The organism is Paenibacillus aceris, assembly GCF_017874035.1.
Classification (GTDB): domain Bacteria; phylum Bacillota; class Bacilli; order Paenibacillales; family NBRC-103111; genus Paenibacillus_E; species Paenibacillus_E aceris.
Genome location: NZ_JAGGKV010000006.1, coordinates 1 through 19160 on the forward strand (window position 1 = coordinate 1; position 19160 = coordinate 19160).

12 protein-coding genes are annotated in these 19160 nt (G+C 43.9%); 1 reads left to right on the top strand and 11 read right to left on the bottom strand.

What is annotated here, in order from left to right:
• Window positions 1-27: 27 nt before the first annotated feature.
• The 7 genes from J2Z65_RS12780 to J2Z65_RS12810 form a co-directional block, all read right to left on the bottom strand.
• Window positions 28-789 (bottom strand): reverse transcriptase domain-containing protein, encoded by a 762-nt coding sequence (locus J2Z65_RS12780; RefSeq protein ID WP_167060393.1) that lies wholly within the window; start codon window positions 787-789, stop codon window positions 28-30.
• Window positions 790-1484: 695 nt separating this feature from the next.
• Complete coding sequence (locus J2Z65_RS12785) at window positions 1485-1814, bottom strand: glycoside hydrolase family 78 protein (protein ID WP_167060396.1); 330 nt, start codon at window positions 1812-1814, stop codon at window positions 1485-1487.
• A gap of 132 nt (window positions 1815-1946) precedes the next feature.
• On the bottom strand, window positions 1947-3812 hold the full coding sequence (gene ltrA / locus J2Z65_RS12790; protein ID WP_167060399.1) for a group II intron reverse transcriptase/maturase: 1866 nt from the start codon (window positions 3810-3812) through the stop codon (window positions 1947-1949).
• Window positions 3813-4514: 702 nt separating this feature from the next.
• Entirely contained in the window at window positions 4515-10541 is a 6027-nt protein-coding gene (locus tag J2Z65_RS12795) for a CARDB domain-containing protein (protein WP_167060402.1), read from the bottom strand.
• Window positions 10542-10543: 2 nt separating this feature from the next.
• The gene (locus tag J2Z65_RS12800; RefSeq protein ID WP_167060405.1) at window positions 10544-11590 is read right to left on the bottom strand and encodes an S-layer homology domain-containing protein; all 1047 of its coding nucleotides are present in this window, start codon (window positions 11588-11590) and stop codon (window positions 10544-10546) included.
• A 242-nt stretch (window positions 11591-11832) separates the two neighbouring features.
• Window positions 11833-12585 (bottom strand): pseudouridine synthase, encoded by a 753-nt coding sequence (locus J2Z65_RS12805; RefSeq protein ID WP_167060408.1) that lies wholly within the window; start codon window positions 12583-12585, stop codon window positions 11833-11835.
• A gap of 6 nt (window positions 12586-12591) precedes the next feature.
• Window positions 12592-14178 carry an RsmB/NOP family class I SAM-dependent RNA methyltransferase gene (locus J2Z65_RS12810; protein ID WP_167060411.1) on the bottom strand — a complete coding sequence of 529 codons (1587 nt, stop codon included), beginning with the start codon at window positions 14176-14178 and terminating at the stop codon, window positions 12592-12594.
• Window positions 14179-14324: 146 nt separating this feature from the next.
• Here J2Z65_RS12810 and J2Z65_RS12815 point away from each other — a divergent pair, with 146 nt between their 5' ends.
• Window positions 14325-14834 carry a thioredoxin family protein gene (locus tag J2Z65_RS12815; protein ID WP_167060414.1) on the top strand — a complete coding sequence of 170 codons (510 nt, stop codon included), beginning with the start codon at window positions 14325-14327 and terminating at the stop codon, window positions 14832-14834.
• 40 nt (window positions 14835-14874) lie between these two features.
• Here the strand turns inward: J2Z65_RS12815 and J2Z65_RS12820 are convergent, their stop codons facing one another.
• The 4 genes from J2Z65_RS12820 to J2Z65_RS12835 are packed head-to-tail and all read right to left on the bottom strand — an operon-like array spanning window position 14875 to window position 19038.
• Window positions 14875-15972: a GerAB/ArcD/ProY family transporter gene (locus tag J2Z65_RS12820; RefSeq protein ID WP_167060418.1), complete on the bottom strand. Its 1098-nt coding sequence runs from the start codon at window positions 15970-15972 to the stop codon at window positions 14875-14877.
• Between the two features lie 11 nt (window positions 15973-15983).
• Complete coding sequence (locus J2Z65_RS12825) at window positions 15984-16217, bottom strand: hypothetical protein (protein ID WP_167060421.1); 234 nt, start codon at window positions 16215-16217, stop codon at window positions 15984-15986.
• Between the two features lie 6 nt (window positions 16218-16223).
• On the bottom strand, window positions 16224-17423 hold the full coding sequence (locus J2Z65_RS12830; protein ID WP_167060424.1) for a Ger(x)C family spore germination protein: 1200 nt from the start codon (window positions 17421-17423) through the stop codon (window positions 16224-16226).
• Between the two features lie 13 nt (window positions 17424-17436).
• On the bottom strand, window positions 17437-19038 hold the full coding sequence (locus J2Z65_RS12835) for a spore germination protein (protein ID WP_240159801.1): 1602 nt from the start codon (window positions 19036-19038) through the stop codon (window positions 17437-17439).
• Window positions 19039-19160: the final 122 nt, after the last annotated feature.

Sequence of the window (19160 nt, forward strand, 5' to 3'; positions counted from 1 at the left end):
CCTCCAAATAACGAATCTATATTTCTATTATATTCTATTAATAGATATATTTGGGGTTAAATTAGCATTGATAACTGACTTTTTCGGAGGTCTCCCTTGGGGTGTCCCAATTGGATTCTCGCTAATCTCATCCATGATGCCAGCTTTTAACATTCGTTTGATGATTATTAGTAATCTTCGATCTTTCAATCCCATATGCCATAATTTTTTTAGTAGCACACTGTGATTTACCTTGTCGAAGAACTTACTTATATCACCCTCAATGACCCAATGGTAGCCAGTCTCCCTGACTAGGTTAGTTATCCTTTCCAAAGCCATCTTTGAGTCCCTCATCGGACGAAAACCAAAAGAATATTTGAAGAATTGAGCTTCTAAAATCGGCTCTATTGCAATTCTCACACATTCTTGTATAACTCTATCAGCGATTGTTGGAATCCCTAAAGGTCTTAACTCTTTTTTTCCTGGTTTAGGTATCCATACTCTTCTAACAGGTTTCGGGTTGTAGTTTTTCATCATTTCCTGTATTTGGCCGACTACTTCATCGTACCCTTTCTCAAGAAATGCTTCTCTGATGGATTGGCTATCGCTTCCGGGGGTCTTGCTACCCTTGTTGGCTTTGATATTGTGAATTGCTGTTAGGATCACAGGCTCGGACGAAATTATTTCCATTAATCCCTTAAAGGAAGGTCTTTTACCTTGCTCAAACTTCCCTTTGGAAATAGCATATACTTCATCTTGCCATATACGTAAATCTCTCTCGGTTTTTAGATAGTCAAATTTTTGTGCCAACAGACCACCTCCTTTCGGAAGGGTGTTGGTTTTAGTCAGGTGCGCCTACGGCTTCCTTGACGGATTGATTTATTAATATAATTTCTTAGACTATGCCCCTTCGCCATGTGAACGGCTTTCACGTTCTCGGACTACTACGGGCTGCTGCCCCACAGATTCAGCAGGCATTTCCTCCTTGCCTAGGAACATTGAGCACCCCTGCTCTTCACATTTCCTTCTGTGGTTCTGTTGTTCCTTGTATCTCAGCTTTACATATGACCTTAGCTGCCTTCTTTGACCCGGTTACCATCCTTTTGCCCATGATTGGTGGACTAAGGACTCTAATCCTTACAGGATTAGTGAAGATATTCCATGGTTTAATAGTTTATCCTCGGTAGCACCCCTATAACGGAGCGACATTCTTCTGTAACTTAGAATGCCTCAAACTTTCGAGCCGTACATTCAAAGGTTCGTCAGACTTCTTTTGGAAGTCATTCTCAACATAGTCATTTTATAGCCCCCCGATTACTTCCTTAACCACTTCACAGGTCCAGTTTTCACCGTCTTCACCGAGCTTTATACAAATAGAAAAGGTGTTTTCTATTGCATATCGGAGGATTAGGGAATGTTAGCCAATCTTCTAACATAACAGGAACTTCCCCTGTTAAATCGATACAAAGTTAGGTCTGAAGACCTCCTGATTTTATTGCATATTTCTATGCAGATTGTACAGGAACAACACGCACAAACCATGTTTGTTCGGAGTAATCAGACCACGTAGTTCCATCGAACACTCTGACTCTGACTCGGAGTATCTGACCAGGAGGAAGCTCGCGATTAACTTGCCAAATGCCCTGGTTTGAAGCCGTTCCTTGATAGAATTGCCCCGAATCCAATACCATGACATCATTAGCTTCATTGGTAATTTGGATCTGGTAATAACTGAAGATTGTACCTGGATCAGGATCCGTTTGCGTCCATTGAAACGTTGGCCGAAGCTCCGAGAAAATTGTCGGCGCAGCCTGCGTCCCATTTGGTATCTTCATTATCGCAGATGGAGGTCTGTTCAGAGTATAGGAATAGGTGAGGATAATCCTCGACTAAACGTTAGGATCTCCTTTTCCCCTCCTTCACACCGTACGTGCGACTTTCATCGCATACGGCGTTCCATCTATGAGTTACAAGGAACAATTCAATTTTTCTCTATAAAACAGAATCTTCTTCCATGTTCGACGGTTGAGGTGAGAGTGATCTTCCTTGTCATGAATAAGCTTGTGACACGATTTATGAGTACTCGCTAAGTTTTGAACTTTGTTGACTAGGTCAATAGAGAGCTTGGGGTCAATATGATGAGTTTCCAAATCATCCCCAATGTCAGTGCCACAAATTTTGCATCTACCTTTGTCGCGGTTGAATGCGTAAGCTCGATTCATGAAGTACTCGAAGTTATATTTAATTCGAGTCATGCCCCTAGATATAAGCTCAGATAGTTGAATAGAAAGCAATTCATCTGCTCGAACCTGTAATGGTTTCTTCCCCGTGCGCCATTGAAATAATTCTCTACCACGTTCGGAATAGGGCGTTTCTTCGGGGATCTTAGGGTACACTTTATTCCAACTACAAAATCGTATGCACGTTATACCAATCAGTGTATCCATGTACTTGATTGTAGCAAGGCGTGTTCTGTACTTGGAATGAATGGAACTCAAATTGTAGACTTTATTGGCTGGCTCCCATTTTGCCTTGAATCTTTTCAGAGAGTTGATCCCTGCGTAACCAAGTATTTGCGAGTACTTTCTGAGAACTACGTTGACCAAGGTGGTGTGCTCGTAATAGTTAATCAATCCTCTGATCTTGCTGTTGATTAGGTTGATGCCGTGAATGACATCCTCAATTTTCGTGAGTTTTCTCAACCTTTTGATCTCATAGAGGGTGCTTTTAACTTTACTTTCCAACTTTACCCTGTTTGGCATAGTTCGTTTAACGTAGTCGTTGCTATTCGGAGTTTTGACAAGTTTATACTCGTATCCTAGGAATCTAACGTACTTTTTCTTGATGTTCGTTATTAAAGTCTTTTCCTCAGAAAGCTCAAGTCTAAGTTTGACTTTAAGATAGTCCGTGATGTTACGTTTCCATTCCTCAGCATTTTTCTTCGTATTGGTTAGGATAACCCAGTCGTCGGCGTAGCGAATGAGATATGCAGGCCTAAGATTAGTTTTTTTAAGTGCTCTAATCTTTTTGTTTTGAAGCGAATAGTTATAACTCGTCGGCTTGCATTCCCATTGATTGCCAACCCATTGGTCAAAGGAGTCAAGATATACGTTAGCTAATAGTGGTGAAATGATTCCTCCTTGGGGAGTACCCAAAGGGTTTTCTTTTGTTTCGTTCATAACACCAGCTTTAAGCATCGCTTTGATGACCATTAGTAATCTACGATCTCTGAGCCCCATGTGCCACAGTCTCTTAATGAGAATACTGTGATTTACATTGTCAAAGAATTTACTAATATCCCCTTCAATTGCCCAATGGTAGTTGGTCAGCTTAACGAGATGAGTTATTCTTTCCAAAGCCATGCTTGAGTCTCTCATAGGTCGAAATCCGTATGAGTGTTTGAAGAATTGTGCTTCTAGGATGGGTTCAATTACGATCCTTACACATTCTTGAATGACTCTGTCGGCAATGGTGGGGATACCGAGTGGCCTTAGCTCTTTTTTACCAGGCTTGGGTATCCATACTCGTCTAACCGGTTCGGGTTTGTAATTGGATAACGATGTTCTGATCGTATTTACAACTTCATCGTATCGTTTCCGAAGGAAAGCATCCCTAATGGTTAATCCATCACTTCCGGGCGTTTTACTCCCTTTGTTGGCTTTGATATTGTGTATAGCTGTAAGGATAACGGGTTCAGACAAGACTTTTTCCATTAGTCCTTTGAATATTGGTCTTTCGCCATCTTCAAACTTCTTCTTGGAAATAGCATATACTTCGTCTTGCCAAGATCGTAATTCAGATTCAGTTCTTAGATAGTCAAATTTTTGTGCCAACGGAACACCTCCTTTCGGAGGGATGTTGGTTTTAGTCAGGTGCGCCTACGGCTTCCTTGACGGTTTGAATTGTTACTTGTAAAACTTAGACTATGCCCCTTCGCCATGTGAATGGCTTTCCCATTCTCGGACTACTACGGGCTGCTGCCCCACAGCTTCAGTAGGCATTTCCTCCATACTTAGGAACATTGGGTTCACCTACCCTTTACATTTCCTGCTGTGGTTCTGTTGTTCCCTATACTTTAGCTTTACATAAGACCTTAGCTGACTTCTATGACCCGGTTACCATTCTTTTGTCCACAACTGGAGGACGCAGAACTCTAAACCCTTGTAGGATTAGTGAAGGTATTCCATGGCTGAATAGTTTACCTTCGGTAACACTCCCTCTGAGGGGAGCAGCATTCTTCTTTACTTTAGAATGCCCCTCGGTTACGAGCCGTACATTCGAAGCTTCGTCAGATTGTCGTTCCAGACAGTCATTCTCAGCATAGTCATTTTATAGCCCCCCGACTACTTCCTTAACCACTTCGCAGGTCTGGTTTTCGCCGTCTTCACCGAGCTTTATACATTAACAGAGGTGTCTGTTAATGCATATCGGAGGATTAGGGAGTGTTAGCCAGTTTTCTAACACATCAGGTACTTCCCCTGATAAATCAGTATAGAGTTAGGTTAAAATTAACCCCCTGTTTTTATTACGTATTTCTACGCAGATTGTACAGGAACAACACGCACGAACCATCCTGAGTTGGACCATTCCGACCAGTATCTACCGTCATTCACACGAACCTGAACTTGATAAGGACCAGGCATTCCTGCAAGTACCGACAAACCAAATTGCTCTACGGGATGAGCGGTCCAAAAATTATTCATCGTATAATACTGACATCCACGCCATGTACTGGAATCACTATCATATCTGCACCCGTGAGCGTAGCTGCCACCTAGAACTGCATTATTTGTATTTCCGTAATAATTGTAAGTAACTTGAGCTCCATTTTCGTCGAGGATTCTGTATTGGAAGCTTTTATATTCCGTTGGTACGTCTGGATCCGTTTGATTCCATGAAGGAATTAGCAGCCCGCCAGCAATCGGAGTCGGATTCGCTCGTGTCCCATTTGGAAAAGTTAGAGCAGTGGATGGAGGATATCCCTTACTGAAATATTTCTCAGACCATTCCGACCATGCCCCTTTCTCGTCCTGAACGCGAATCCTTGCCTTGTAAACCCGATTCTCCTGCAATGACAATGCAAGAGTATAGCTTAAGCCAACTGTAATGCCTTCACTTTTGAGGTTACTGCTATTAGAAATAGCAGGATAAAACTGACTCACCCACCTATACTGCGGATTACTGTAGTAGTCATACAAATAATATTGAATATCGATTTCAGATTTTACAATGTAGCTATCCGCGTCATAATCCACAGCATTCCATGTGAGCAGCGGATTTGATGCCGGCGCCCCTGATGGGTTGCTAAAATCACCGCTGGAAGGATTCGTAATATCAACAAATGGCGGATGATTCACAGGAGGGACATTTAACCAAATATACGCTTCTGCCCAGTCAGACCATGCGCCATATTCATCTTTTACAGCCACCCTGAACGTATATAGACCCATCTCTTTAACCCGGTCGATAAGTCCCGCTACCGTAGTTCCATCCGGAAGGATATATTCATATCTGCGATCAAGTATACCTTTTGTTGCAGCATAGTTGATTCCTGTTGACTCGGTAGAGTAATTGGCAGAAGATAACCATCGATCCGGGTCATAGCTCATTGAATCATCGCACGTTACCTTGCCATACAAATCCTGGCTGCAGTTTATCTTACCTATCGGTTTTCGGTGTATCAAAATATTTCTCGAATAGGGATCGGACTCGGATAAGTAACTGGCAAAAGTCCCGTTAGGAAAAGCATAACCTTGTGGAGCCGGGTCGTCAGCGCCGATATAGGTCAGTCTATACAAACCAACTTTATCCAGTATTTTCACAGGACCGCCCATTAAAGTTTGACCATGATAGACGGATAGCCCACTTTGTCCATCCACTGCGTCCAAAAATTTGGTTGCATTCGTATGCTCATACTTCCATTTGTCTTTAACAATAAGATGCGGATCGTTCTCTGGGTCATTATACGTAGTTCCGTAGATAATTTCTTCTCCTACAATTCCCATATCACTTATTGTCGTGTTATCAACAATCGGAATTTTAACAAAAACGTTTCGCAAATGAGAACCAAAGCTCCCTATGAATGCTCCGTAGGTCCCTGAAGCGAACGTAGAATCTGATGCTTCAAAGATGGGAAGCTGCCCTGCTCTGACCTTCACTTTTGACCCTCTAACTGAAATCTTGAGGTTTATAAAATCTGTTGTACTTAGATTAATAGGGCTTGATCTTAGCTCGGAACGATTCCCATTTACTATTTTCACGAAAGATATGCGGTTCGAAGTCAATTCCAGCCTGTACATATTATTGTTATTTTGTGCCCTAAAACTAAAGCCCGAAGGTGTCTTTAAGCTATTGTTCAAACTCGTTTGCATAAAGTCAAAATAGTAATCTGCATCAGCAATATCGGCATCTTTTTTAAGAATTTGACCAACCTCAGAGGAAGCGTACACTTTAGGACTAGCCGTTTCACCCTTAATGGTGTAAAAGTAATATTTATTAAACGAACCCGTTGTATCTTCGTCATAGCTTGATACGTAACTGCCGACACTGGAGCTGCCGCAAGATTCCCATTTAAAATTATACCTTCTAAGCTTTTGGTATCGCTCCTGCAACTGCAAGTAATATTCGCCATCTGCTCCAAATCCGGAAGCTGCTATCGTGAACTGTCTGTCTTCGTACAAAGTTTGCTCATTACTGTGATAGTCCTTGGGACGTACATTAGCTGTTGTATATTCTGCCATCTTAGCAGCAAATTTGTCTGCGACAATCAGCTTATTAAATCCATCTGCAATGTACACATATCCATCCTCGGAAACATCCCATTTCACTTGTGTGATTGAGCTGGTTGATCGATCCGAACCGTCTCCTCTGATTACACTTCCATCCCGGGATTCACTGCTATCGTCTCGATTGACCGTACTGACATCTAAACGCTTGGTAAGACCCGTTTGTTTGTTATACGAAGTCAGATAATTCGTGTATGTTCCTCTAAAAGTTGAGCTCCTGCCACTATTTGTATAATTAGCGTTGCTATATGTGCTCACATAATCTTGATGAGCATAGACTGCTACTTCGGAGTCTTCAAAGATAGCACCACTTCCTAAACTTGGTCTGGTAATCGTTGCTGCAGGCACTTCACGACCCGTTTCCACGTCATACCAAAGCGAAGGATCTCCACCACCACAGTTTATACAGGAACTGGGATTAAAAAGAGAAAATGGTATTTTTATTTTCGTGCCGTCATCATTGATTTCCATATTGCTGGCATTCGCAACTTGGTAAGGCTGGGTAGGAAGAACAAAAAAACTAGAAACCGAATAACTTAAACTCTCGAAGCTCTTAACCCATGAAATTAGGCCGGAGGCATCCTTTCTCGTATAATCACACCACCAATGATAGATATCATTATCATTTGACATATTCGCATAGTAATATCTGCAGGATAAACTATAGCTTCCCCCTTTAGCGTCATATGCTAAGTAATTGCCAGTATTGCTAGCTGTAGGCGTGGCGTTATCTCCACTAAGCTGAGTAGTCGAAGGTTGCCCATAAGGTATTCCTTGCCAATCAACCATTTGTACCGTGTAGGGGATAGCACCGCGAACAGCTACTCCGCTTTTATTGCCTAAGTATTGAGTGCCATATAAAGGAGGAATGCTGTAGCTGCTTCCTTCATTAAGACCCACGGTCTCCACCGCATTAGTAAAAATCAAACCATTGGCCGGAGCCTTGTATGGTGCTTTTGCATAATGAGAAGTAAATCCTTTAGTAACAGGGTTATACGTTAAACCAAGATCTTTTGTTTTATGTAGATTTGTATTTGTTAACGTTGAACCTTCCCATTGATCTCCAAAAGCCATTAGCATTTCGTTCTCGTTTACCGTTTGAAACAAAGGGGGTTCTGGATTGGCGCTTGTAACCGTAAATGCGACCTCGGGAGAATCATTTTTGATATCGATTACAAATGATTTGGTGTCTGTTAACCCCCAGTCTTCCTTTGTTTTAACCGTTAATTTATATTTCCCTACCTTGTTAGCTGGGAGCAATGCAGATCCGCCAACAGTTATAGGAATATTGAGCGGCATGTGATCATTAAAAATTCCATCGTTATTGCTGTCATACACATAGGTAATCGCTGTCTCTACAATGACATCTCCGTCTGGGCTAAAAGAAATATCTCTGAACGGTACGTTTCCACGAACCGCAAAAAGCGGGAGGTCAATCAAAGCAACAGGAGGCTTATCCTCGACAACATGAAGGTTTTTGATCGCTTTATTTTCCGGTAGGCTCCGTACTCCATAGTTATCTTTGACTTCGAGAGTGACCGTTTCTGTACCGACGTTGGGGTAAACTGGAAGATTATTCGTCCAAAAGTACTCCGATATTGTTCTGTTCTTGGCTGCACGACTGCATGCTCCATTGATAGCGTTCGTGGCTAAAGGACGATTTTGCACGACACGACTAGGTACATTCATACAAGGATCAGGCTCAGGACGAGTGATTGTGATGGTGGCCTCTTTTTGCGTACAGGCCCCTTTATCGTCGCACATCTTTGCTGAAATCGTGTGCTCGCCGGCTGTTGATGCCGTTAGCCATGTCAGTTTATCCTCTCCTTTTAAATAACCCAAGGAAGGGAAACTTTTGATCCAAACGCTTGAGCTGTTCGTGAACAGCCATTCGAATGATACAAAATCATCGTCTGGATCATAATGATTAGGTGCCATTTCAGGCAGCAGCCTCACATTTACCTTGTCGCCGAGAACTGCCTCAGATATGGGTGTACGACTGAAGTAATCATTGTCTGGAAACCATCCGATTTCGAACTGCGGCGGTCTATTGGGAGGTTTCGGCCCCACTGTAAACTTCCCTTCATAAAAATAAGAAGTTCCTCCACAGCTATCCTCAAGTTTGTATGAAACATCTACTTGTCCGCTTTGTACGTTACCAGGGTAGCCAATGAAGCCCATCATTCCATAAGCAAAAATAGACATATCGTTCGTAGACGTGCTGCTTAGTGTACTCCAGCCATATTGAATATACTCACCAGTCGTCTGAGATAGAATGAAGCGCCCTCTAACTGGTGTACAACTGGAGGGTATTGTCCAATCTGCCTTGATGATGTTGGATTCTTTCCATGAAATAGAAGACTTATCGGCTGAAGTTTTGCCGGAGTAACTGCCCCCAGTGGGTGTGCAGCTGGCTTGTGGATTAATAATTTGAGAAAGTACATTATTCGAGGAAGTTGATTCTGAGATATCGTCATTGGAATCGACGGTTAGTGTGATGCTTTTCACACTGTTGAAGGTGTAGGGAGTTGTCTCGTTTTTCGTCTCTCCGGGCGGTAGTCCTGCCGTATAGGTAAAAGTCTTGAAAACAGCGCCATCAGCGGCTAGAGTCACTTGGAAGGAAGTACCGCTCGGGATGGCAACACCTGAGTTTTTGAACTTGATACTGAGGTTAGTACTAGCACCAGAGAGGACACAACTGCCTGCATCAATGGATAATGCTGCTAGATCGGGTTTGTTTGGAGGGGTGTAGGTGACTTCGATGTAGGTTTGGTATTTGTAGGTTTCTCCTTTCCATAGGCCTATGGCGTACATTTGGTAATTTCGAGAGAGTCCTCCGGATCCGTCGGAATCGGGCTCATCAAATATTTGTTCCATTAGTACACTACCGTCAAGTAACATCATAGTTCGAATCATTCCTTGACCTGGATTATTGCCTTGACCAATTGATAAAGGAATCGCACTGTAGGACAAACTGTACTTTTCAGCTTCATAAATTTTTATGCTATCTTGTACCAACTTATCTCCGTCGTTAATAATGATATTGGGATCATTTGGATTCATGCTAGCCATATTGGAAGAAATAAACCAAATATCAGGCCTGTTAACTTCATACGCCGTGGTTACAGCATAACCTACTTTACTATAGTCCTTTACCTTGTCACCGCTTGCATTCGTGTTTGAGCTACCATCTTTGTAGTATTGTTCTGAGTCGTATGTATAACGAAGATCAGGGCCGTTATTTAATGTAGTTGAGTAGTTAAACGAGTCTGTTGTATATCTTTTGCGGCCAAATTGTGGAATTATACCTGGGTATGGAGACTTGGGCCTTCCAAAAACTCCGTCAAACTCAATTGGAACTGTTTTACTACCTTTGTGTTCCCATATTTGACCTTCAGGTTGCCTATATATTTGATGCATAGGCTTTGTTTCAGATTTGCCATAAACAATTGCTTTTTCACCACTTAGTGAATTTACTACGATGGAATTTCCAGAAAAAGAAACTGTAGATGAGTTATCTAAATCATTATTATTCAGTGTTACTTTTGTAATAGTACCTGAAACAAACTTACTTATATCTTCGTTAAAACTTTTAAATGACGATGCAGAGTATTGAACTTTATTTGGTGATTCAGTGAACGTACCCAATTCAAAGTTATAGTACAATTTTTTAATACTTGCAGCATAAGCGTTTGCAGGATGGGCAAAAGAAACTAATATCTCAAGAAAAATTAAATATAGAATAATACTAAGTGCAAGAATTCTCAGGTAATTCACCCCTAATTATTTGCCATGAATACACTTTTACCAAGGATATCGAAATTAAATCCCCATCTAGCATGTTCTATGTAACATGTGTATGCTACAAATCCTGTTTGAACTTGTGGAGAGTTAAAACGAATCCAACGTTTGAGTTGCTGCTCTGAAAGGAGTAATTGATCGGTTTGATCAATTAAAGTTAATAATTGCTGTGGTATTAGGTCCCTATCACTGTTAACACCTGCATCACCTACTGTAACTGTGAAATTAGCAAGTACAACTACATTTTTGGATATATCTAAAGATTTATCAAAGCTGTTCATATCAATCAAACTCATATAAGGATCATCAGGATCAGATGGATCAGCAATAATTAATTGGTTTAACTTAACAGTTACACCAGTACCATATGGCCACTCAGTTCCTACTTCTTTCGCCTTCAACCCCAACATCGTCCCCACATTACTCCCAGTAGCAGCAATCTCAGCCGCACTAGCTGCATACTTATCAATCGGCAGCTTCTCGCCCTTTCTAGCACTAAGAATCCGCTCAATGACCGTAATCGCCTGCGCACGCGTGCTAGTCCCATACACGTCCAGATCAGTCCTGCTTACACCATGAATCAATCCCATTTTCGTAGAGTCAACCAAAGAGCCTTTCAATGTCTTATCAACACTTCGCACACTCAAAATAGACATCTCGTATCTTTGCAGGGGTTCATTGTATCTCTCAGGAAACTCGGCTGGGATAATCTCCAGCGCTTTCAAACGATCCACATAAGGCTGAAACCATCCATCTCCATCGGCGTGGTTGACTTTCTCCCCCGTTGCCAACACGACCATTTTAATAAATTCAGCGCGACTGATGAACGCATCAGGCTTAAATGTTCCATCTTCATAGCCGTCAACGTACTTCTTTTCAACTGCGGTTTGAATGGTTTGCTCCGCCCAATGCTGAGCTGTGTCTTTGAAACGGATCGGACTCTGTGCAGAAGAGTCCATGACATCATAGCCAATTGATGCAAAACAAAGCATTGTGATTCCCAAAACAGATAATCTTCTTTTCATAAAAACCTCTTTTCTCTGTATATTCGAGTATTATTTTTGGAAAAATGTGACTATTCATTATCGGTAGTATGCATGACAAAATTGTAAATGTCTACCTAATAATCACGCATAATCCAAAATAAAAGCATAAAAAACCACCCAGACATCGAAATGCACTACACGCATCGATGATTTGGGCGGTTCTTCCGCACACTTATTTTCATTACTCCAAAAATACCATATACTAGTAGTTTTGTAAATCTCTAATTTTGAGCCTCGTGGGCATTTGTTAGAGCAGTCAGCTCTTCAGTCGTCAATTCTCTCACTTGACCTAATGCCAGACTCGGATCCAAAGCAAGTGGCCCCATGGAAATTCTTTTTAAGTACACAACTTTCTTACCTACTGCTTGAAACATCCGTTTCACTTGATGAAACTTACCCTCCATAATTGTTAACTCAATTTCGGAGAGTACTCCACCTGATTCGTTACCGGTACTTAGAATTTTCAAAGTACCAGGAAGCGTTTCGTAACCATCATCCAAGGTTACACCTTGCGAAAATGCTTCGATATCCTCCACCGTGACTTCCCACTCTACTCTAGCAAAGTAGGTTTTGGGGACGTGCTTACGGGGAGAGAGCAAGTTATGTGCAAGCTTCCCATCATTGGTAAGCAAGAGAAATCCTTCTGTATCCTTGTCCAATCGGCCAACAGGGAAGACTTCGAATGGCGCATAAGCCGCATCCAAAAGATCAACCACCGTTCGATCACGATTATCTTCTGTAGCAGAAACAACGCCTTGCGGTTTATTCATCATCAGGTAGACGAACTCCCGGTAGAGCACTGTTTCACCGTTTACCTGTATGATGTCCTTCTCGGGATTGACCTGCATCCCGCTGTCCTTGACCTTTACTCCATTAACATAAATCACGCCTTCTTTAGCAAGACGTTTAAGTTCGGAACGCGTTCCGATGCCCACGTGGGCGAGTATTTTATCGAGCCGTTGTGTTTGTTTCATGACCTCTTAGGTCCACCTCCAGCCAGGCGGGTATTCGTTCTTCAGCATCCCGTCCAGCCATTTGCCCCAGCCGACGGGATGCCCATCAATGCAGACAAGGCAGTAGCCTTTGGCTGCCTTGGTCACTTCCGGATCGCGGATAATCTCGCTCTCCGCGACCTCGAGCGTCTCGCCCTTCAGGTACCGAAGGGCTCGCTCGTCGCTCAAATCCAAGCTCAGCGCTCGCTTGGCTTCGAGCATACGCAGTCCCATGGCTAGCGCATGGGACGGTTCAAATCGGCCGCGGTGCAGCGCGCCGATGTACCAGCCTGGCCGCACGACCTTCAGTCCGTGCAGCTCAGGCAAGCTCGCCGGCGACGCATACGCGTGCTCACCGTAACACACGAGCCGTAAGTCGGCAAAAGGCTCGCTGCGAAGCAGCTCGTCCTCGAATGCCTGCAGCGGCTCAAGACTCACGCGGGAATCAGTCCCCGCGCGGCCCTTCCCACGCAGCGCATCGCGACCGCTGCGCGGTCCCGCTCCCGATGCCGACACAAAGTCGGCATCCGCTCCTGCTCTCAGCCCTGCATCTCGTTTGGCACTCGCTTTCAACCCCGCATCTCGTCCCGCAACTGCATTTACTGCGGCACCAGCACCAGCTTCCGCCCCAGCATCGCCAGCCTTCCGAAGCACGGCCACATAATGCCCCTCACCGCGCAAACGATGCGGCCAAAGTCGGGCAGTACCAGCAACCGCCTCCCGGGAACGAGTGGAATAGTCCTCCTCGCACCACGGCTCACGCAGAAAGTCCGGCCGACCAGATTCAAAACGCTCAATCGGCACCACCTCAAAGGCAGGATGCCTATCCAAAAACTCCGCAATCTGCGCCTCATTTTCCTCCGGTGAGAACGTACAAGTGGAGTACACAATCGTACCGCCCGGCGCAAGCATTTGCGCGGCTTGTCCAAGCAGTTCCCTTTGCATGCCGGCAAATTCCTGTACCGTATGACGCTCCCACTGCAGCATCATATCCTCTTCCTTACGGAACATCCCTTCCCCAGAGCAAGGGGCATCTATTAATATTTTATCGAAGTAGCTCTGAAACACGTTCAACATCCGTTCCGGCCGCTCATTTAATACGACTGCGTTCCGAACGCCAAAAATCTCTAAGTTTTTGACTAGCGCCTTCACCCGATCCGAATGGTTATCATTCACGACAAGAACGCCTTCGCCCTGCAGCTTCGCTGCGATTTGAGTAGACTTGCCCCCCGGAGCCGCACATAAATCGAGCACCTTATCCCCCGGCTGAACCTGCAGCAACTCTGCTGGCGCCATCGCGCTGGGCTCTTGAATATAATAAAGTCCTGCATGATAATAAGGATGCTTGCCAGGACGTTCTCCTTCTTCATAGTAAAACCCTTCTGAAGCCCATGGCACCGGTTCCAGCACAAAAGGACTTTTATCCAAAAAGTCAGCTTTCGCGATTTTTCCCGTATTGACTCTTAAACCAAAGGATCTTGCTTGGTCATAAGAGGCCAGAAACTGCTCAAATTCCTCTTCCCCTAGTAAATCCATCATTTTATCCCTAAACAAGGGAGGCAGCTGCTTCGTCATCTAATCTCTTCTCTTTCCTCTTTTATCTTCGCTATTATAGCTGAACTGTCACGAAACAGCCAATAATTTTCAAAATACGAACAGGATATGCTATACTTTTTATCGAATTTAGTAGTAAGTATACAACACAAGATGAGGTGCATGGAATGAAGAAGTTGCTTATTTACCTTGGCATTGTCGTTATTTTATTTGGGGGATTATATTTCGTTAATCAGCAGTCTACCAAATCTTCGGATAAAGCAAACGCAGACAATCCGTACGGCGTTGCGGCATCCAAGCTAAACCCGGAAACTGTGAAACAACTAAATGATCCGAACTACCAGAATCTTATTCTGCCTAAAGATCTTGATCAAAGGCTGAAGAACAAAGAAACGTTTTTCCAATATTATTACGCATCCACCTGCCCGCACTGCAAAGTGACGACTCCTGTTCTTGTTCCTTTGGAAAAGGATCTCGGTCTTGATGTGAAGCAATTCAATCTAGAAGAATTCAAAGACGGCTGGGAAAAGTATAAAATCGACTCCACACCGACCCTCGTTTATTACAAAGACGGTAAGGAAGTTGATCGTATCGTTGGCGGAGTTCCTGAGGCTGGAGCAGCTGGCGGTAACACACCTGAAGTATTTAAAGCCTTCTTTCAAAAATACAAAGGTTAATATGTACGACCAAGCAGCGGAATCCGCTGCTTTTTTTATTCTATTGGCCAACGGTTTTTTTACGAAATATAGCTAAGAGGAATAATAACAAGGGAATGATCAGCCCGAACGTACCCGAAAAAAAGACCCATATTTTAGAAGCAAACTGAATGAAATACGCCGCATTCGGGTATGCGATGACAGAAAGCACGACCAAGCTCATTCCCAATGGAATATATAGCTGACGAATTTCACTCAATTTAAAAATTTCACCTAAGGTCACGGCAGAAGCATACAAGCAAAGCGTTAATTTGAAGTAAATGGTAATAAACCAAATCCCCGCCATGATGACCTCCAGCCGCTCCAGAAAACTGCCAATGGAAATTCTTCGGGCTAAGGAAAAACTCGGATACATTTGCACCGCTGTTAAATCATCACCTAACACTAGAATAGATAGAACCGAGATGATAACAATCAAGCAGCCCCCAATGGAAACTCCTGCGAGAAACGATTTGCCCAGCTTTTGCGTCTGTTTTACGAATGGCATAATGACTAAAAAAATGACAAGTTCGAAATACGGTGTTCCAATCAGAGGAATGGACGCACGTATAACAGGTTTAAGACCATACCCGAGTATCGGCAGTATATTGCTTGTCTTCATTTGGGTTGGAAGCAAAATGAACATGAGGAAGAAAAAGATCAACACCCAGGGCAGAAAAATTTCCGACGTGCGCGTAAACGTTTCCAGCCCATTTCGAATCCCCAGAATGACGACCGCCAGAAAGAAAATATGCGTAAATTGCAGCGGAGTGTCTACAAGTACTTGGGTTGAAATAAAATCGCCTAAGTTACGAAGCACCAACGCGGCCAGAAGAAAGAAAAAGCAGAAATACAACAAACCAACGGCTTTTCCCACCCATTTTCCCATTAACTCCTCGCTGTAGGCAACCATTGTTTTCTGGGGAAACCGCTGACCAAGAGCTAGGTATAGGACAACGAGCAGCAAACCGATTAAGAGTCCTAAAATGGCAGCAATCCATGCATCCTGTTTGGCATCATAGGCTAGTCCCGAGGGAGCGATAAGGATAGAACTGCCAATCGTAAACAGAACGGTCAATATTGTAAACTGATGGACGCCTATCCTGCCCTTCTCAATCATGCGATTCACCTCTATTTTAGAATGCCAAAAACAAATTGACTAACTGGATGATACACATACGTAATCCAATCCAATGGATTCGGAAGCTTCACTCTCCCAAAATGAAGAATGCATAGCAGTGTTCCGATAAACAGAAGGGAAGAAAATACCCAGCTTTCTGCTACAAGCTGTTTGCGGAGCAGGGTTGGGAGTTCCAGCAGCCCCGCGAGAGCAGCAATGATTAACACGGAGAAGATGACCCACATATGCAGTCACTCCTCCTTTGGCCGCAAAATAATGGAGTTATTCGTTGTACCTGGTCGGCGAATATGTAAATCTATGGAGAAATTCACTTGCAGCTCCGCGAATTCATTTTGCCAATCTCGCTTTAACTTCGTCCATGCAGTGGGAGACGCATCCTCAATGAGCTCACCAAAACCGAAGATATCCGCTTTATTCTCTTTTGCTTTGTTAATCGCGGACGTCATCACTTTTTTCAAGGAGCTGACGGCGATTTTCTCGATTTCATGTATCGTGTCCGGATCCAACAAATCGATCTCACACTGAACTTCGCTTATATTTTCTTCCAACATTAAGTGAACATTGATTTCGGGCTTGCCGTTTTTCACTTGCCCTTTGACTTTGCTTTTGGAACGAATGATTTCTACGGTTAACGTTCCACCTTTGGGACACTCCAAATGCCCCATCGTGCTTCTGACATTTCCCATAATATAGTTATATCCTTTGCTTTCATCCTCGTTTAACCAATCGATCAATTTGTCCTGCTTAAAAAGAGCAAGCCCCGTATACTGCAAATTGGCGATAGGTTTTGTCTCCGCTAAGGACGACTTCGATTTCCCCTTCTCGGGGTCCCCCTCAATTCGAATGCCGGTTAATACCGCTTCAGTCGTCGGTTCGCTAAGATTGGTTATAAACTGATCGATGCGGACGCTGACCGTCGGTGCCCATGCCTTCTCTGACGTTTCTAACGTCTTGAACATTTTGTTCGCTGGAATCCTCTCAATTGGCGTCAATATTTGCAACACTTTGGCGGCTGTCGTACCTCTGGCAACGATAATGTAAAAATCGGACCTAACTTCATGATCTCTGGTGATGCCATCCAGAACTTTGGATACCCCTTCACGAGCAAGTTCCTCACCAATTACGATAATGCGCAAATGGGAAGCGAACAATTTACGGGGAGCTGAAGTCGTTAATTTCCTTGCTGCTTCCAACGTTGAAATCCCCGTCGCTGAAAGCGTCGTGATAGGCGTGCTGTAACCTGCCCCTTTTTTCGAAGCTACCTCATTAGGGTTCACGATTTGCGCAGTAACTAAGTATTCATCCCCGCTTTTATCAAATCCCACGCCAACCGTGATTGCCAAATCATTCAATTCATGCCGATCCCAACACCCTGAGAGTACAAGGCCAAGTAAGCTTAGCGTACAAAGAATACAACCTAATCTTTTCATTGGCTGCTCCCCTTTACTTTCGACTTGGTTTAGCAGTCGGGGCATTGTTTTCACGAATAATATTCCTTTGACTAATAAATCGAGGTCTGGAGAACAAGCCCCATTGCGGCAGTCTGAGGATGGTATCCTTCTGATCCGCTAATACAAACGGCGCCATAGGAGACATGTACGGAACTCCGAACGAACGTAGGGAACAGAGGTGCTGGACCATGGCGATTAAGCCAACGGTAATGCCGAACAGGCCAAATGTAGCTGCAAATATCATCAAAATAAAACGAATGATTCGTATGGGAATTCCCATGCTAAAAGCCGGAATCACAAAGTTAGCGATAGCTGTGATCGCCACAACAATGACCATAGCCGGTGAAACCAGCCCTGCATCCACAGCTCCCTGCCCGATAACGAGCGCACCAACGATGGATACGGCCTGACCAACCGTTTTGGGAAGCCGCACACCGGCTTCGCGCAGTATCTCAAAGGTCACTTCCATCAGAAGTGCTTCAACAAAGGCTGGAAAAGGAATGCCTTCCCGCTGCGCCGCTAAGTTGAACAACAATGAGCTGGGCACGAGCTCTTGATGAAATGTCGTCATCGCAATATAGAAAGAAGGTGCCATCAAAGAGATGAAGAAACACATATAGCGCAGAATACGGATAAGCGTTGCGAATTCTGCCCGCTGATAATAGTCCTCCGCCGATTGAAAAAACTGCGTAAATAATACAGGCGCCTCCAGCACGAAGGGTGTTCCATCTACCAAAATGGCAACACGCCCCTCCAACAATCCAGCCGATATTACATCAGGTCGCTCGGTATTGTAAACTGTCGGGAACGGTGTGAACGTTTCATCCTGAATGAGCTCCTCGATATTGCCGCTTTCCAGAATGCCGTCAATATCAATTCGTGCCAGCCGCTGCCGTACTTCATTTACAATTTTGTCGTTCGCAATGCCATGGATGTACATGATCGACACTGTTGTTTGCGTAACTCTTCCGATTGTCATGCTTTCCAGCCATAAGTTCGGACTCTTGATACGCTTGCGAATGAGTGAGATGTTCGTACCAATCGACTCTGTGAATCCATCGCGAGGACCTCTCACCACGGATTGCGTCATTGGCTCCTCCACCGAGCGCTGTTCTTCAGATGAGGTATTCACAGATAGTACTTGTGGATAATTTTCGACAAATAGGACGGTTTCCCCTGACAAAATCCGATAACACACTTCTTTGTAATCGCTGATCGTTATGACTTCTCCGAAAGTCTGAAGAACGTTCTTCATTAAATCCGGCAGTTCATAGAACCCCGTTTCGATGCCTTCTATGAATTCAGCCGATTTTGCAGTTAAGCCGTTCATAATATCCTGAAATAATGTTCTATGTACCATCTGTTCCAGGTAAGCGAAGCCAATTTTGCAGTCCGCTTCTAGTTCCAGGTAAAGCTCGCCGGTTTTGAGATCGGCGCTATCGCCGAAGGTTATTTTGATTTGCTCGATATTCAACGTGCTATCACTAGAAATGTTCGTTTGCGAAAGAGGATCTTCCATTTCTCGGGATCGCACGGTTGGAATTTTGTCACGAGTGAATAGTTGATGTAGCGTCTTGCTCCATGATTTCCTCATTGTCGCCACCACCACATTCATTTTAGAATCAGGCCTGCTCAAGGAAAGTTTTCCCTGCAACCTATGAAATTATGTATAAAATGTCAGCTGAACAGCAAAAAGGACCTCTGCCCAATCCGGAG

What these genes read in the sequence shown, in the direction of transcription:
- J2Z65_RS12785 (WP_167060396.1), bottom strand. Translation starts at nt 1,814, where the DNA reads ATGAAGATACCAAATGGGACGCAGGCTGCGCCGACAATTTTCTCGGAG.
- J2Z65_RS12800 (WP_167060405.1), bottom strand. Translation starts at nt 11,590, where the DNA reads ATGAAAAGAAGATTATCTGTTTTGGGAATCACAATGCTTTGTTTTGCA.
- J2Z65_RS12805 (WP_167060408.1), bottom strand. Translation starts at nt 12,585, where the DNA reads ATGAAACAAACACAACGGCTCGATAAAATACTCGCCCACGTGGGCATC.
- J2Z65_RS12810 (WP_167060411.1), bottom strand. Translation starts at nt 14,178, where the DNA reads ATGACGAAGCAGCTGCCTCCCTTGTTTAGGGATAAAATGATGGATTTA.
- J2Z65_RS12815 (WP_167060414.1), top strand. Translation starts at nt 14,325, where the DNA reads ATGAAGAAGTTGCTTATTTACCTTGGCATTGTCGTTATTTTATTTGGG.
- J2Z65_RS12820 (WP_167060418.1), bottom strand. Translation starts at nt 15,972, where the DNA reads ATGATTGAGAAGGGCAGGATAGGCGTCCATCAGTTTACAATATTGACC.
- J2Z65_RS12825 (WP_167060421.1), bottom strand. Translation starts at nt 16,217, where the DNA reads ATGTGGGTCATCTTCTCCGTGTTAATCATTGCTGCTCTCGCGGGGCTG.
- J2Z65_RS12830 (WP_167060424.1), bottom strand. Translation starts at nt 17,423, where the DNA reads ATGAAAAGATTAGGTTGTATTCTTTGTACGCTAAGCTTACTTGGCCTT.
- J2Z65_RS12835 (WP_240159801.1), bottom strand. Translation starts at nt 19,038, where the DNA reads ATGAGGAAATCATGGAGCAAGACGCTACATCAACTATTCACTCGTGAC.